The organism is Planobispora rosea (assembly GCF_014648175.1).
GTDB lineage: Bacteria > Actinomycetota > Actinomycetes > Streptosporangiales > Streptosporangiaceae > Planobispora > Planobispora rosea.
This window is the reverse complement of sequence record NZ_BMQP01000033.1, coordinates 1-15,471: the sequence shown is the minus strand read 5'-3', so window position 1 is coordinate 15,471 and position 15,471 is coordinate 1. Positions and strand designations below refer to the sequence as shown.

General features: G+C 71.1%; 11 protein-coding genes. 5 read left to right on the top strand and 6 right to left on the bottom strand.

All coding sequences use genetic code 11. The features are described from left to right. Positions 1-58: 58 nt before the first annotated feature. A complete protein-coding gene (locus tag IEZ08_RS27570) occupies positions 59-475 on the top strand; it encodes a DUF6292 family protein (RefSeq protein WP_189243287.1) in 417 nt (138 codons plus the stop codon). 147 nt (positions 476-622) lie between these two features. Here the strand turns inward: IEZ08_RS27570 and IEZ08_RS27565 are convergent, their stop codons facing one another. The 3 genes from IEZ08_RS27565 to IEZ08_RS27555 all read right to left on the bottom strand — a co-directional run bounded on the left by IEZ08_RS27565 (position 623) and on the right by IEZ08_RS27555 (position 5,829). Continuing rightward, entirely contained in the window at positions 623-2,038 is a 1,416-nt protein-coding gene (locus IEZ08_RS27565; protein ID WP_189243286.1) for a serine hydrolase domain-containing protein, read from the bottom strand. Positions 2,039-2,372: 334 nt separating this feature from the next. Next, positions 2,373-4,322 carry a vWA domain-containing protein gene (locus IEZ08_RS27560; protein WP_068927227.1) on the bottom strand — a complete coding sequence of 650 codons (1,950 nt, stop codon included), beginning with the start codon at positions 4,320-4,322 and terminating at the stop codon, positions 2,373-2,375. Positions 4,323-4,422: 100 nt separating this feature from the next. Further along, complete coding sequence (locus IEZ08_RS27555; protein ID WP_068929194.1) at positions 4,423-5,829, bottom strand: sigma 54-interacting transcriptional regulator; 1,407 nt, start codon at positions 5,827-5,829, stop codon at positions 4,423-4,425. 204 nt (positions 5,830-6,033) lie between these two features. Between IEZ08_RS27555 and IEZ08_RS27550 the strand changes: the two genes are divergently transcribed. Beyond that, positions 6,034-7,233 (top strand): FIST signal transduction protein, encoded by a 1,200-nt coding sequence (locus IEZ08_RS27550; protein ID WP_229803552.1) that lies wholly within the window; start codon positions 6,034-6,036, stop codon positions 7,231-7,233. Next, on the top strand, positions 7,234-8,343 hold the full coding sequence (locus IEZ08_RS27545; protein WP_189243285.1) for an ROK family protein: 1,110 nt from the start codon (positions 7,234-7,236) through the stop codon (positions 8,341-8,343). It abuts the gene before it with no gap. A 48-nt stretch (positions 8,344-8,391) separates the two neighbouring features. Here IEZ08_RS27545 and IEZ08_RS27540 read toward each other — a convergent pair whose 3' ends face one another. After that, positions 8,392-9,897, bottom strand: coding sequence for a M1 family metallopeptidase (locus IEZ08_RS27540; protein WP_068927223.1), 1,506 nt, complete (start codon positions 9,895-9,897; stop codon positions 8,392-8,394). Between the two features lie 152 nt (positions 9,898-10,049). Beyond that, positions 10,050-11,159, bottom strand: a complete 1,110-nt coding sequence (gene hppD, locus IEZ08_RS27535; protein ID WP_068927221.1) for a 4-hydroxyphenylpyruvate dioxygenase — start codon at positions 11,157-11,159, stop codon at positions 10,050-10,052. A gap of 102 nt (positions 11,160-11,261) precedes the next feature. Here hppD and IEZ08_RS27530 point away from each other — a divergent pair, with 102 nt between their 5' ends. Both IEZ08_RS27530 and IEZ08_RS27525 read left to right on the top strand, forming a co-directional pair. Further along, the gene (locus IEZ08_RS27530; RefSeq protein WP_189243284.1) at positions 11,262-11,741 is read left to right on the top strand and encodes an Lrp/AsnC family transcriptional regulator; all 480 of its coding nucleotides are present in this window, start codon (positions 11,262-11,264) and stop codon (positions 11,739-11,741) included. A gap of 105 nt (positions 11,742-11,846) precedes the next feature. Continuing rightward, on the top strand, positions 11,847-14,021 hold the full coding sequence (locus IEZ08_RS27525; protein WP_068927217.1) for a transglycosylase domain-containing protein: 2,175 nt from the start codon (positions 11,847-11,849) through the stop codon (positions 14,019-14,021). Positions 14,022-14,294: 273 nt separating this feature from the next. On the opposite strand, the gene IEZ08_RS27520 is transcribed toward IEZ08_RS27525, so the two are convergent. Then, the gene (locus IEZ08_RS27520) at positions 14,295-14,714 is read right to left on the bottom strand and encodes an SgcJ/EcaC family oxidoreductase (protein WP_189243283.1); all 420 of its coding nucleotides are present in this window, start codon (positions 14,712-14,714) and stop codon (positions 14,295-14,297) included. Positions 14,715-15,471 lie beyond the last annotated feature (757 nt).

Below are 15,471 nucleotides of genomic sequence, written 5' to 3'. Positions count from 1 at the left end.
GGTACCGGATGAGAGATCGTTGAAGACACCGTTCATGAGGCACAAAGGAGTGCCCGCTATGGCCGTGAAGCACATCGAGCCGTACACCGCCGAATGGCGGCACCAGCCCGCTTTCTACCTGCGCCGGGTCGCGGAGGCACTGGGCGCCGAGGCCGAGACCTGGTGGGACGGCCCATGCGATCCGCGGGCCGGCACCATCCGCCTGACCGGCGGGGAAGCGCTGGTGTGGGATGAGGAGAGCGGCTGGCGCTGGGGGCGGTTCGTCTCCGGAGGCCCGGATGCCTGCACCGTCCTGGCCGGGTCCCGCTATCTCGGCGGCGGCCTGCTGCTCCGCCCCGAGCGGGTCCCGGCGGCCGTCGCCGAGGCCAGGGCCGGGGTCGGCAACAGCACGGCCTGGCGGCCCTGCTACCGCTCCTACCGGCACTACCGTGACGGCTTCGACCTCGCGCTCAACGGCTACACGGCCCCCGCCTGACCCCCGTGCCCGGTCGAGACGAGTGAGTCCCGAAGCGAAGTTCGGGGTGCTCGCCGGGCCTGGCGGCCGGACGGTGGCCATGTCGTGGCGCGCGTCGGGGCTGTCACCGGCATCGCGCCGACGGCCGCCGCCGTCGGCGCGGCCTGGTCAGCTTGCGGTCTGCCCGTCGCAGAACGCCGCCTTGACGAGCCCGTCCAGCAGCTTCGGATAAGCGGCGAGGTCGAATGCGGCGTCGCCGACCGTCAGCGAGGCGGTCAGGGTCCTGCTGCCGTCGGGCGAGCTGTACATCAGCGCCGCGTAGCCCGCCGGAGGGCTGCCGTTGTGGTTGAGCACGGTGCCGCAGGCCGGACCCAGGTCCTTGACGAACATCCCCAGGCCGTAGCGGCCGTAGAGGGGGTCGCTCTTCGGGTGCGGCTCGCGCATCTCGGCCAGCAGTTCGTCCGGCAGGAGCTTGCCGCCGTTCAGCGCGGAGAAGAACGTCTGGAGATCCCTGGTGGTCGAGATCATGTCACCGGCGCCCGCCAGCAGGGAGGGGTTCTGGCGGGAGACGTCGGTCACCTTCCACTGGCCGGCGTCCTGGTGGCGGAAGTAGCCGTGGGCGTACGGCCTGGGCAGCCGTGTCCGGTCGCCCGGCACCACGGTGCCCTTCAGCCCGAGCGGTCCCATGATCCGCCGCTTCAGCTCCGCGTCGAACGAGTGACCGGTGACCTTCTCGATCAGCAGCCTGGCCAGCGTGTAGTTGGTGTTGGAGTAGCTCCAGTCCTCCCCCGGCGCGAACTTCACCGGCCTGGACAGCGCGAACCGCACCAGCTCCTGCGGCCGGTAGGAGCGGAACCGGTTGTCCAGCCACTCCTTTCCCGTCGCGGGGAGACCGGGCACCCACGTCCCGTCGGGGTCGAGGTCGCCGGTGTAGTTGAACAGGCCGCTGGTGTGCTGCAGCAGCATCCGCACCGTGATCCGCCGGTCCAGCCCGAACTCGGGCAGGTAACCGGCCACCGGGGCGTCCAGTCCGATCTCGCCCTCGGCCACCAGCTGCAGCACCACGGTCGCGACGAAGGTCTTGGTGACGCTGCCCACCCAGAAATGCCCGTTCGTCGGCGGCTTCGCGCTCGCGCCCAGCTTGCGCCGCCCGGTGCTGCCGGTCCACTCGCCCCGCTCGCCCCGCTCATCGTGCACGCGCACCTGCACACCGAGGAAACCGGCGTCGATGAACGCCTGGACGGCCTTCTGCAGCTCCGGACGATCCTGCCCGGCAGCGTCCTCCGACATGACCGCGCTGCCGTCCGCGGCGGCCGCACCCGCCGTGGCCGCCGCGGGTGCGATCGTCCCGGCCAGCAGCCCGGCCGCCAGCGCTGTGACCGCCACCGGCCGGAAGACGGTGCGCCGGCGCTCCGGCGCGCCACCGTCACGGCGCACCGTCCCGAACGCTTCGGCGTGCGTCGCGCCGCTCCGGCCGATCAGGGCGACCAGCCCCGGAACCCGCCCGGACCCGACATGCCGCGTCAGCACCTCGCGCAGTCCGCGCAGCCCTGCTGCGGAGAAGCCGTGGTTGCCTCGTCCCATCATGAATGTCCTCACCCACAGTGTTCGATCCACAGTGTTCGATCTCGTGAGCCCCGTCTCGGCGTGGGCTCACGGACAGCCGTCAGCGACGCACGAGGGCCGGATGTGAGCTCGGCGCGGACCGCTTCGCAGCCCCTTCGCGGCCCAAGGGCGTCTTCGCTGAACCGTCCATGGCATCCACCGTCGCCGGTCGCGCTGATATCGGGCCGTCACCGGCCTGACGCCGCCACTGACACGCGGCGAGGAGCCGGCCGGACAGGTGGGGAGAGGCGCCGGGCGGATGGCGGGGCGAAAAGCGCGGCCGGCGGACCTGGGAAGGGATCCGCCGGCGCTTTCAGCGGGCGCGGCGGGTGCGCAGGAAGTCGCTGACGACATACTCCCCGAGCCGCTCGGGGCTGGGGGAGAAGACCCGGCCGCCGTTGCGCCGGGCGACCTCGTCCACGAACTCCTTCAGCCGCTCGTCCTCGGCGAGCATGAACACGTTGAGCGTCGCCCTGCGCCGGGTCATCTTGTCCACCTCGGCGAGCGTCAGCTCCAGGGTCTCCGGGGTGGGCGGCCACTCGAAGGCGTAGGAGCCGTTGCGGCGCAGGTGCGAGGTGGGCTCGCCGTCGGTGACCACGAGCACGACCGGCTCGAAGTCGGGGTGGCGGTCCAGGTGGCGGCCCGCGATCAGCAGGGCGTGGTGCAGGTTGGTGCCCTGGACCATGTCCCACTCCAGCCCGGCCAGCTCGTCGGGCGCAAGGACCCGGGCGTAGTTGGAGAAGCCGATGATCTGCACCGAGTCCTGCGGGAACTTGGAGCTGACCAGCGCCTGCAGCGCCATCGCGGTCTGCTTGGCGGCCGCCCAGGTGCCGCGCAGGGCCATCGAGTAGGACAGGTCCACCAGCAGGCAGACCGCCGCGGCCGTGCGCCGCTCGGTCTCGGCCACCTCGAAGTCGTCCACCGACAGGGTCACCGCGCCGCCCCGGCCCGCGCCGCGCCGTACGCCGTTGACGACCGTGCGGACGACGTCGATGGGCTGCTCGTCGCCGAACCGCCAGGGGCGGGTGGAACCGGTGAGCTCCCCGGCGGCGCCCGCGTCCGTCTGGTCGTGGTCGCCGCGGCGGCCGGCGTCGAGGGCGGAGAAGACACGGCGCAGAGCGGTCTCACCGAGGCGGCGGACGGCCTTGGGGGTCAGTTCGAGCCTGCCGCGGTGGCGGCGGAGGTAACCCTGCTGCTCCAGCTCGCGCTCGATCTGCTTGAGCGCGTTCAGGTCGTCGACGGCGGAGCGGCCGAGCGCGCGCCGTACCGCCGCCTCGTCGATGTCCTCGATGCTGGCGCCCGGGTAGTCCTGGCGGAGCGCGGCCTCCAGCTGGGTCAGGTCGGCGAGCTCGTCCAGCGCGGTCACCGCGTCGCCCATGCCCAGCGGCTGATCACCGGTGAGGCGCTCGGGGGTGTGCCAGGCCAGGTCGGGGCGGCGGGCGTGGAGGGACTCGCCCAGCCGCCGCATCTGCTCGGCCAGCCCCGTCTGCTCCAGCGTCTGGTTGATCAGGCCGGCGAGCTCCTCCCGCTGCTGCGGGGTGAGCGAGGCCAGCAGGCGCTGGGTCGCGGCGGCCCGGCGGGCGAGGCTGTCGACCAGCTCCTCCAGGTTCCGCGGGGACTCCGGGAACATGTCCTCATATTTCGACATGAAGCGGTCGAAATCATCTTGAGTGTGCTCACCCCGGGCGTCCCGGTCGAGCATGTCGTTCAGATCCGACATCATCTGCCGGACCCGTTCCATGGCCGCCGGGTCGGGGTCGGCCAGCGCCTGCCGCATGCCGCGGAACTGGCTGTCCAGCACCTCCCTGCGCAGCAGGTCGCGCAGCTCGTCGAAGGTCCGCCGAGCGGCCTGCGAGCGCCACTCGTAGGTGCTCAGCTCCTGGATCGCCCCGGCCGGGTCGTCCGGTACGGCATCGAGCCGGGCCTCGCGGAGGCGGGCGTCGTCCGAGGGGTCGGGGAACAGCTCCGCCCGCTCCTGGCCGATCGCCTTGTCCAGCAGGGCCCTGGCCCGCTCCAGGGTCCCGTCCAGCCGGCCGCGCTCACGCAGCTCGCGGCGGCGGCGCCGTACGTCGCGGAGCAGCTCGTCGAGGCCGCGCCGGTTGTCCGTGCCGGGCAGACCCTGCCGGAGCAGGTCGCGCAGGGCGTGACCGGGATTGGACCCGGACAGGATGGAGTCGCCCATCCGGTCGAGTGCCGAACGCACGTCGTACGGCGGGGCGAGCGGGTCGGGCCCGTCGCGGTACTCGCCATAGCGGTAGCTCATACGATCTCCTCGCCCGGCGGCCCGGAGGTCGCGTTCGCGAACGCGCCGTTCCCGTCGGCTCGCCCGTCCCGCGCACTCATGCCGCCCTGCCTTCGCAAGCTCACGTACGGTAGACCGACGCGCCGTCCACCTCGTCCTTGGACAGGCGGCGCAGGAGATAGAGCCCCTCCAGGGTGAACTCCAGAGCGGCCGCCGCGTGCCCGGGGGACTCGTCGCCGATGCCGAGCCGCGACATGATCTTGGCCAGGCCTGCCACCGGGCCGATCGCGCGCAGCAGCTCGGCGGCGGAGACCATGGGTCCCGACTCCACCTGCACACCCTCGGAGAACCTCTCCAGCAGCGGCGCCAGGTCCATGCCGCCGAGCGTCCCGCGGAAGGTCTCGGCCGTGGCACGGCGGAGCAGGTGCGCCAGGACGTCGGTCTCCCGGCCCTCCTCGCTGACCTCGAACTCCACCTTGCCCCGCAGCGTGTGCACGATGCCGGCCAGGTCGGCCACCCGGGTCACCGCGCGCTCCTCGCCGGTCAGCGCGGCCCGCCGTACGGCGGAGGCGGCGGCGGTCTCGGCGGCGGCGATGGAGAAGCGGGCCGAGACGCCGGAACGCGAGTCGACCGCGGTGGACTCGCGGACCAGCCGGGTGAAGCGGGCGATCACCTCGATCAGGTGGTCGGGGAGGTCGGCGCCCACGTGGTCGAGCGCGGCCTCCTGGCGGATGAGCGTGAGCTCGGCCTCGACCGAGAGCGGGTAGTGGGTGCGGATCTCGGCGCCGAAGCGGTCCTTCAGCGGGGTGATGATCCGGCCGCGGTTGGTGTAGTCCTCCGGGTTGGCGCTGGCGATCAGCAGGAGGTCCAGGGGCAGGCGCAGGTTGTAGCCCCGGACCTGGATGTCGCGCTCCTCCAGCACGTTGAGCAGCGACACCTGGATGCGCTCGGCCAGGTCGGGCAGCTCGTTGACGGAGAAGACGCCCCGGTTGCTCCGGGGGACCAGGCCGTAGTGCACGGTCTCGGGGTCGCCGAGGGAGCGCCCCTCGGCGATCCTGACCGGGTCGATGTCACCGATCAGGTCGCCCACGGAGGTGTCGGGGGTGGCGAGCTTCTCCCCGTAGCGCTCGTCGCGGTGCCGCCAGGAGATCGGCAGGTCCTCGCCCGCCGACTCCGCCAGGCGGCGGCAGCGCGCACAGGAGGGGGCGTAGGGGTGGTCGTTGATCTCACAGCCGTCCACCACCGGGGTCCACTCGTCGAGCAGTCCGGAGACGGTGCGGATGAGCCGGGTCTTGCCCTGGCCGCGCTCGCCCAGCAGGACGAGGTCGTGCCCGGCGAGCAGGGCCCGCTCCAGCTGGGGCAGGACGGTGTCATCGAAACCGACGATGCCCGGGAACCGGGGCTGCCCCGACCGGAGGCGGGCCAGGAGGTTGTCGCGGATCTCGGCTTTGACGGTGCGGTGGATATGGCCGCTCGCGCGAAGTTCGCGCAGAGTCCGGGGCTCTGGGGTGTTCCGTGGCTCTGGAATGTCAGGCACGGGAACGAGACTACGTCCCCTGAGTCGAAACCGGCAGCCTCATCACCCTCCTCCCGATTTCGGATCTTGACCATTGTGTGACGGTTGGCATGCGTGCTCTTCCTCGCAGTGGGGAGAATCGCTCCAGGAAAGCTTCAGGAGTCAGGGAAGTCACTCCGGACGTGAAGGCTTCGGACAAGAGGGGAGGCGAGACGGGTGGCACTGTTGACAAGTCGCTTCTCCGATGGTCTCGCCGTGGACTCCGACCTGGTCGCGGCGGCCGAGTCGGCGGTGGGCCAGGCCCTGCGCGGGCTGAGCGGACCGCCGGACCTCGTCTGTTTCTTCGTCTGCGGTGACGATCCCGACGAGGTCTCCCGGGCCGGCCGGCGCGCGATGAGCCTGGCCTCGGGCGCCACGGTGATCGGCTGCAGCGCGACCGGGGTGATCGGCGCGGGACAGGGCGTCGAGGTCGTGCCGTCGGTCAGCGCGTGGGCCGCCACCCTCGACGGCGCCCGGCTGACCACCTTCGCGCTGGACAGCCTGCGCGCCGAAGACCGGTTCGTCGTCGTCGGCCTCCCCGAGCGCCGCGCCGACGACCGGGTGGCCATCCTGCTCGCCGACCCCTACACCTTCCCGGCCGACGGCTTCGTCGAGCGCTCGGACGAGGTCCTCGGCAACCTTCCGCTGGTCGGCGGCCTGGCCAACGCCTTCCAGGGGCGGGACGCGGTGCGGCTCTTCGCCGACGGAGAGGTGTACACCGAGGGCGCCGTCGGCGTGATCATCGGCGGCGCGATCCACGTCGGCACCGTGGTCAGCCAGGGCTGCCGTCCGATCGGCCCATCGATGACGGTCACCCGCGTCGAGGACAACCTGCTGCTCGAACTCGCCGGGCAACCCGCCCTGGCCCGGCTGGAGGAGATCGTCAGCGCGCTGGACGAGGAGGACCGCGACCTGGTCGCCGCCGGCCTGCAGATCGGCATCGCGATGAACGAGTACGCCGAGCGGCACGAGCACGGTGACTTCCTGATCAGAGGGGTGCTCGGGATCGACCCCGACCGGGAGGCCGTGGCGATCGGCGACGTCGTCGAGGTCGGCCGCACGGTCCGCTTCCAGGTCCGCGACGCCGCGACCGCCGACGAGGACCTCTACGAGCTGCTCGACACCCACCGCGAGCAGTTCGGCCGGGTGGACGGCGCGTTGCTGTTCTCGTGCAACGGCCGGGGCTCGGCCATGTTCGGCACCGCCGACCACGACACGATGGCGGTCAGCGACACCCTTGGGCCCATCGGCGTGGCCGGTTTCTTCGCGGCCGGGGAGATCGGCCCGGTCGGCGACCAGAACCACGTGCACGGGTTCACCGCGTGCCTGCTGGCCTTCTCCTCCCACCCATCCGGTGATCAGCTTTATGATCGGTGAATGCCCCGATCTGTGCTCGCCGTCGACATCGGCGGGACGAAGCTCGCCGCCGCCCTGATCGGCTCCGGCGGAGACGTCCAGGTGGCCGAGCGGGTCGCGACACCGCCCGGCGGTGACGCGCGCACCCTGTGGAAGGCGCTCGACGGGCTGATCTCCAGTGTCACGGGCGACACCCCGGTCGCCGGGGTGGGGATCGGCTGCGGCGGGCCGATGACCTGGCCGGAGGGGGCGGTCTCCCCGCTGAACATGCCGGGCTGGCGGGCCTTCCCGCTCCGGGACCGGCTGGCCGCGCGCTTTCCCGGCGTGCCGGTCCGCATCCACAACGACGCCGTCTGCGTGGCCGCCGCCGAGCACTGGCGGGGCGCCGGGCGGGGCAGCGCCAACATGCTCGGGATGGTCGTGTCCACGGGCGTGGGCGGCGGGCTGATCCTCGGCGGCCGGCTGATCGACGGCGGCAGCGGCAACGCCGGCCACATCGGGCACGTCGTGGTCGACCCGGACGGCCCCGTCTGCGAGTGCGGCGGCCGCGGCTGCCTGGAGGCCGTCGCCCGCGGCCCCGGCCTGGCGGCCTGGGCGGTCGGGCAGGGCTGGACTCCGGGCCGGGCCGGGGGTGCGGGGCCCGCGACGGCCGCCGTACCCGCCGGGCCGTCCACCGCGGCGTCACCGGCCGCCGGGCCGCCCATCACGGCGTCACCTACCTCGGGGGCACCTACCGCGGGGGCACCTACCGCGGGGGCACCTACCGCGGAGGCTCACGCGCCGTCCTACGTCGAGGCGGCGACCGCCACCGGGCGGCAGCTCGCGCTGGACGCCGCCGCCGGGGACACGATCGCCCTGTCCGCCATGAACCGGGCCGGGCGGGCGCTCGGCCTGGCCATCGCCTCCGCCACCCACCTGTGCGACCTCGACGTGGTCACCATCGGCGGGGGCCTCTCCCAGGCCGGTTCCCTGCTGTTCGACCCGCTGGAGGAGACCCTCCGCGCTCACGCCCGGCTGGACTTCGCCCGGCGCGTCCGCGTGGTTCCGGCCTCCCTCGGCCAGGACGCCGGCCTCGTCGGCGCCGCCGCCCTCATCCTGGCCGCCGACCGCTACTGGTCTCCCGGAGACTGAGGGCGCCGCGCTCCGCGCCCCGTGGAGCGGTCCGCTCCACGGGGCGGCTCACCAGGTGGCGGGCTTGCGCTCCTGGAAAAGCCAGGCGTCGAAGAGGGCGTCGAGCTGCTTGCCGGAGAGCCGTTCGGCCAGGGCGACGAACCCCTCGGTGGTGACGTATCCGTACTTGTGCTCGGCGGCCCACGTCTTCAGCAGCTCGAAGAAGACCCGGTCGCCGACGCGCTGCCGGAGGGCGTGCAGGGTCATCCCGCCGCGGATGTAGACCGAGTTGTTGAACAGGTCGTCGGGCCTGGCGCGACCCGGCGCGTACGCCCACATCGCGTCGTCGTCGGCCGAGTAGTGCCGCCGGAAGATCTGCTCGGCGGTGGAGTCGCCCCGGTGCTCCGACCAGATCCACTCGGCGTAGGTGGCGAAGCCCTCGTTGAGCCACAGGTCCTTCCACCGGGTGATGCTCAGGCTGTTGCCGAACCACTGGTGGGCCAGCTCGTGGGCGATGATGTCCTCGCCGGGGTCGAACCCGCCGTACATGGGCTTGGTCTGGTTCTCCAGGGCGTAACCCGCGGAGAAGTCGTCCACCACGCCGCCGGTCGAGGAGAACGGGTAGGGGCCGAACACCGTGGCCCAGTGGTCGGTGATCTTCCCCGAGAGCGTGTAGAGGTCGTCCAGTGAGTCGCGGTAGCGCGGGTCCACGGCGGCCAGGTTCTTGATGCCCGCGGCCGTGCGGCCCTGGCGCAGCTCGAACCGCCCCAGCGTCATGGTGGCCAGGTAGGTCACCATCGGGTGCCTCTCCCGCCAGACGTAGGTCGTCCTGCCCTCGCGGGTCACCGGCTCGCCGTCCAACTCGCCGTTGGCCAGCGCGGTCAGCCCGGCGGGGACGGTGATCTCGAAGTCGAACAGGGCCTTGTCGGCCGGGTGGTCGTTGCCCGGGAACCAGGTCTTGGCGCCGTTCGGCTCGCAGGTGACGAAGGCCCCGTCGCGGGTCGGGATGAACCCGTAGGTGCCGAGGTTGGAGGAGTTCCGTACCGGCTTGGGCTCTCCCGCGTAGGCGACCTCGACGGTGAAGGCCTTCCCCGCGGGGATCGGATCACCGGTGGTCACGGTCAGCTCGTCCCCGGCGTGCTCGGCCGTGGTGACCTCTTCGAATGTGGTGATGCCGTCGTCCACGGAGACCCGCTTCACCGTGAGCCCGGACAGGTCGAGGTTGAAGCGGGACAGCTCCTGGAGCGCCCTCGCCGTGATCGTGGCCACGCCGGACAGGTGCCTGGTCTCCGGGTTGTAGTCGATCTTCAATCTGTAGTGCTCGACGTCGTAGCCGCCGTTGCCGTCGGTGGGGAAGTCGGGGTCGCCGATCCCGGGCGCGCCTGTGTCTCCGGCGGCCGGTGACGCGGTCACGTACGGGGCCACGCCCGGTGGCGTGACGGCTGTCGGGGCTGTGCCGTCTCCCGCGGTGGCCCCTCCCGTGACGGGGGCGGGGGCGCTCCCGCCGGGCCCGGAACAGGCCAGTACGGACAGCAGGACGGTGGTTGCCGCGACGACCGGCCGGCCCGACCTCATGTCGAGAGTCCCCTTTCCAGCCCGGACGCTGCCGGGTGCAGGCTCGCAAGCCTACGCGAGCTCGCGTTTCCGGGCACTCACTTAGCGTGACGGGCTGGAAAGTGTGGCCGGGCCGCCGTGCCGGCGCACGGCGGCGTGCGGGTCACAGGGGGTCACAGGTTGCCGCGGCGCTCCTGCTCGCGCTCGATGGCCTCGAACAGGGCCTTGAAGTTGCCCTTGCCGAAGCCGAGCGAGCCGTGCCGCTCGATGAGCTCGAAGAACACCGTCGGCCGGTCCTGGACCGGCTTGGTGAAGATCTGCAGCAGGTAGCCGTCCTCGTCGCGGTCGACCAGGATCTTGCGCTTCTTCAGCTCCTCGATCGGGGCGCGGACCTCGCCGATGCGGGCGCGCAGCTCGGGATCGTCGTAGTAGGAGTCGGGCGTGTCCAGGAACTGCACCCCGGCCGCGCGCATGTGGTCGACGGCGGTCAGGATGTCGTTGGTGGCCAGCGCGATGTGCTGCACGCCCGGACCGCCGTAGAAGTCCAGGTACTCGTCGATCTGCGACCTCTTCTTGGCGATCGCCGGCTCGTTGAGCGGGAACTTCACCTTCCGGGTGCCGTCCGCGACGACCTTGGACATCAGCGCGGAGTACTCGGTGGCGATGTCGTCGCCGATGAACTCCGCCATGTTGGTGAAGCCCATGACCCGCTTGTAGAACTCCACCCACTCGTCCATCTTGCCGAGCTCCACATTGCCGACGCAGTGGTCGACGGCCTGGAACACCCGGTTGTTCTTCACGTCCGGCGGGGCGACCATCGGCTCGGCGGCGACGTAGCCGGGCAGGTACGGCCCGCTGTAGTTGGAGCGGTCGACCAGCGTGTGCCGGGTCTCGCCGTAGGTGGCGATCGCGGCGAGGACGACCTTGCCGTGGTCGTCCTCCAGGGTGTACGGCTCCACCAGGCCCTTGGCCCCCTGGGCCAGGGCGTGGGTGTAGGCGGCCTCCACGTCCGGAACCTCGATGGCCAGGTCGATCACGCCGTCGCTGTGCTCGGCCACGTGCCGGGCGAGGTCGGTGCCCGGGCGCAGCGAGCCGCGCAGCTCGAACCGGGCGCTGCCGGAGGTGAGGACATAGGCGACCTCGTCGCGGCTGCCGGTCTCCGGGCCCTTGTAGGCCACGAGCCGCATGCCGAACGCGGTGGAGTAGTAGTGGGCGGCCTGCTTGGCGTTGCCCACGGCGAAGACCACGGCGTCCATACCGTTCACGGGAAAGGCGTCACTCATGTCCCCACTGTCTGTTTCGCTGGGCTGGTTGTGCAACAGTTACTTGTTTGGGTGGACAATTTGTATAGCTACTGACCAGTCAGCGCGGAGGTTCTGTACACCATGACGATTGATCGGCTCGACGCCCGGCTCATCTCCCTGCTGACCGAGGAACCGAAGCTGGGCGTGCTGGAGTGCTCCCGGCGGCTCGGAGTGGCGCGGGGGACCGTACAGGCCCGCCTCGACCGGCTGGCCGAGCGGGGGGTGATCACCGGGTTCGGCCCCGACATCGCCCCCGCCGCGCTCGGCTACGACGTGACCGCCTTCGTCACCCTGCAGATCCGTCAGGTGAGCGGGCACGATCCGGTCGCCGACCAGCTCGCGGAGATCCCGGAGGTGCTGGAGGTCCACACGATCACCGGCGGGGACGACATGCACTGCCGGGTGGTGGCACGCAGCAACGCCGACCTGCAACGGGTCATCGACCTGATCGTCGATGTCCGCGGGGTGGTCAGGACCTCTTCGGTGATCGCCCTCGACACACCCGTGCCATACCGGATCCTGCCTTTGGTGAATGATGTCCCTCACCGGGGGAACCGATAGCCGTACCATCCGAGAAGGAATCAGATCTCGTTATCCATCGTTTACCCTTAACGGTTCGCGCAGCTGAGGGGGGCGGCGCGGCCTCGAACGGGGGGTGTTGAACAGGTGGGGAAGGGCAGTCGCGGGAAAAGGCTGCTGCGGGCCGGGCTCGTCGTCCTCGGCGTCGGTTTCGTCGCGGCTCTGGGTCTGTTCGCGATGGCCTGGGCGATGACTCCGATCCCGGACAGCACGCAGGACGGCGCGACCGCGCAGGGATCGGTGATCTACTACCGCGACGGCAAGACCGTCCTCGCCAAGCAGGGGGTCAACCGCAGGACCGTGAGCCTGGAGAAGGTCCCCGAAAGCCTGCGGAACGCGGTCATCGCCGCCGAGAACCGCTCGTTCTACACCGACAGCGGCGTGTCCCTCCGAGGGACCGCGCGGGCCGTGTGGTCCACCGTCACCGGCAAGCAGCTCCAGGGCGGCTCCACGATCACCCAGCAGATGGTCCGCAACTACTACAGCGGCCTCAGCCAGGAGCGGTCGGCCGTACGCAAGCTCAAGGAGATCATGATCTCCCTGAAGGTCGACCGGTCCCAGTCCAAGGACTGGGTCCTGGAGCAGTACCTCAACACGATCTACTTCGGCCGGGGGGCCCACGGCGTCCAGGCCGCCGCCGACGCCTACTTCCGCAAGGACGTCTCCAAACTGACCCTCGCCGAGAGCGCCTACCTCGCCTCGGTGATCCAGCAGCCGACCCGGTTCGCCGAGCCGAAGGGCGCCGACCTGGACGCGGTCAGGGCCCGCTGGCAGTGGGTGATCGACGGCATGGTGCAGACCGGCGCGCTGTCGGCGGACGAGGCCGCCGAGGTACGGTTCCCGAAGCTGAAGGAACCCAGGGAGGTCTTCACGCCCAAGGGGCAGGAAGGCTACATGCTCGACCAGGTCATGACCGAGCTGGCCCAGATGGGATACACCCGCGAGATCGTCAACCAGGGCGGCCTGAAGATCGTCACGACCTTCGACCGGAAGCTCATGGCGGCGGCCGAGCAGGCCGTCGACTCGGTCCTGCCGGAGGACGCCCCCAAGAAGGTCCGTACCGGCCTGGCCGCGGTCGCCCCCGACACCGGCGAGGTCCTGGCCTTCTACGGCGGGCGGAGCTACGCCGCCAACAAATACGACAACGCCTTCTCCGCCAAGGTCCAGGCGGGCTCCACCTTCAAGGCGTACGCCCTGGCGGCGGCCCTGGAGGACGGCCGCTTCACCCTCGACACGCGGGTCGAGGGCAACTCGCCCATGCGGGTCGCCTCCGCCCCGAAGGGCATCCCCAACTCCGGCGGGGTGTCCTACGGCCAGGTCAATCTGATCAAGGCCATGCGGCACTCGGTGAACACCGCGTTCGTGGACCTCGGCCAGCAGGTCGGCCTCGACAGGGTCGCCAGGGCCGCCGAGTCCGCGGGCATCCCGGCCGCCCAGCTCACGCCGCACCAGGGAGCGGCCACCCTGCCCCTGGGCGTGGCCTCGGTGAGCGCCGTGCAGAACGCCTCCGGCTACGCCACCTTCGCCGCGGAGGGCGTCTACCGCAAGCCGCACGTGATCCGCTCGGTCAAGGACGCCGACGGCACCGACAAGATGACCGACAAGGGAGTCCAGGCCTTCTCCAAGCAGACCGCCGCCGACGTCACCTACACGCTGACCAAGGTCGTCAACGGTGGCACCGGTACCGCCGCCCGCCTCTACGACCGCCCGGCGGCCGGCAAGACCGGCACCACCGACAAGTCGGCCGCCGCCTGGTTCACCGGGTACACCCCGCAGCTCTCCGTCGCGGTGAACATGTTCCGCGACGACAACAAGCCGGTGGTGGTCGGCGGCAGCGTCCAGTACGGCGGGCAGTACCCCGCCCAGATCTGGCGCGCTTTCATGGCCGAGGCGATGGCGGGCAAGCCCGTCGAGCAGTTCCCCGAGCCCTCCACCCGCGGCTACTCGCCACCCCCCCACGGGTACGACCCCTTCCCCGACCAGAACGGCGACTACGGCGGCGACGAGTACATCGCACCGACCCCGGACCCGGAGCCGACGCCCGTCCCCTCCCCGGAGGCGACAGAGGAGCCGGTCCCCGAGGTAACCGTCGTCCCCACCCCGGACGTGACGGTCATTCCCACTCCCGACGACCCGGGTGACGGAGACATCGAGGTCGACGACGGCGGCAACGGCGGAGGCGGTGGCAACGGCGGTAACGTCGACACCGACATCCCCGCCGACCGCACGGGCCGGGCGGCCGAGTTCCGGGTCGCCGGCTGAGAAACCGGGCAATCACGGGCTCACGCCGGTCCGGCGTGGGTTGCGCGGGTACGGTGTGGGTTGTGCCGATATGGCGCGCACCCAAAGCGAGGCGCCGGTACGGCGAGGGGCGGCACGGTGGTGGTCGGCGCCGCCGTACGGTGCGCCACCCGGGGCCCGGCACGGGCGGGATGCCGGAGCCCGTGCTGCGGTGGGGCCGTCTGCGGACGGTCATGGTCGTGCTGTGCGGGCGGGTTGTACGGCCGTCTCCACAGGGCGCGTGATACTCGATGGTCAGAGGTCGAGCACCTCGGTGTTCTGGCAGGCGACCAGGCGCCAGTGGCCGCCCTCTTTGGCCATCACATAAAGAGGACTCCCCTCATTGCCGATCGTCTGGCCACCAAGCGTCAGATACCGCTGACGGACTTTGACGGCGGCGACGTCGGGACGGATGAAAAGCACATGCTCCACCTCATAGGAGGCCGTCGCATCCTGCATCGCGCCAGGAAGAACCCGGTGTGTGAAGGCCGCGATCTCCTCCCGGCCGATCAGGCGCTTGCCATGGCCGGTGGTCCAGATGGCATCGGATCGGAACAGGCTGACGAACTCGTCGGGCAGTTCGTTCTGCTGAGAGTGCTCAACCGTGGCGACCACCTGCTTGATCGCCTCAATCTCGGCCGTACGGGTCTGCTCATCGATCGCTGTCGTACTCATGCTGCTCAGCCTGTTACCTCAAGCATGATTGAGGTCAAGTGTGCGCGAGATCGCCGCCACCGGGTTTCCGCCTCCTCCGAATGGCGCGCCGGTACCGACTTCAGCGCTCGGGGCCTGCTCCGTTCGCCACCGACGCAGCGCCCTGAGCTTGAGTTCCGCCCTGCCCGCCTCAAGCCGGGGCGCAGCTGCGGTGCCCGGCCCTGAGCTCCTTCCCGCCACCGATGGCCGCAGGCGACGGCGCCCGGCCCTGAACGGCCCCGCGTCTTCGCTTCAGCGGCGGCGAGATCACTGGCGGCCGGAGAGCCACTCACCTGCGGTCCGCACCCGCGACGGCGATATCACGAGGAGTGCGGCGCGGGCGGGTTGTCCGGCCGGCGTAAAGACCGTGCCAGCAACCCCGCGCGCCCGCGCAGGCCGAAGGCCTGGACCCACCAGAGCCCGGCCCCGACGGCCGGCCGGACAACCCGCCCGCACAGCACGACCATGTCCGTCCACAGACGGCCCCACCGCAGCACGGGACTCGGCATTCCACCTCCCGGGACCCGGGTTGCGCGCCGTACGGCGGCGCCGGCCACCACCGTGCCGCCCCTCGCCGTACCGGCGCCGACTCCTCGGCTTGGGTACACGCCGTACCGGCGCAACCCACGCCGCACCCGCGCAACCCACGCCGTACCCGCGCAACCCACGCCGTACCGTGTAAGTGACTGTTGCGAAACCGGTCAGGCGGTATCGCGGCGCTCGTCTTCAGCAAGCCGCC

What these genes read in the sequence shown, in the direction of transcription:
- IEZ08_RS27560 (WP_068927227.1), bottom strand. Translation starts at nt 4,322, where the DNA reads ATGAGCTACCGCTATGGCGAGTACCGCGACGGGCCCGACCCGCTCGCC.
- IEZ08_RS27565 (WP_189243286.1), bottom strand. Translation starts at nt 2,038, where the DNA reads ATGGGACGAGGCAACCACGGCTTCTCCGCAGCAGGGCTGCGCGGACTG.
- IEZ08_RS27530 (WP_189243284.1), top strand. Translation starts at nt 11,262, where the DNA reads ATGACGATTGATCGGCTCGACGCCCGGCTCATCTCCCTGCTGACCGAG.
- hppD (WP_068927221.1), bottom strand. Translation starts at nt 11,159, where the DNA reads ATGAGTGACGCCTTTCCCGTGAACGGTATGGACGCCGTGGTCTTCGCC.
- IEZ08_RS27545 (WP_189243285.1), top strand. Translation starts at nt 7,234, where the DNA reads ATGCCCCGATCTGTGCTCGCCGTCGACATCGGCGGGACGAAGCTCGCC.
- IEZ08_RS27540 (WP_068927223.1), bottom strand. Translation starts at nt 9,897, where the DNA reads ATGAGGTCGGGCCGGCCGGTCGTCGCGGCAACCACCGTCCTGCTGTCC.
- IEZ08_RS27570 (WP_189243287.1), top strand. Translation starts at nt 59, where the DNA reads ATGGCCGTGAAGCACATCGAGCCGTACACCGCCGAATGGCGGCACCAG.
- IEZ08_RS27520 (WP_189243283.1), bottom strand. Translation starts at nt 14,714, where the DNA reads ATGAGTACGACAGCGATCGATGAGCAGACCCGTACGGCCGAGATTGAG.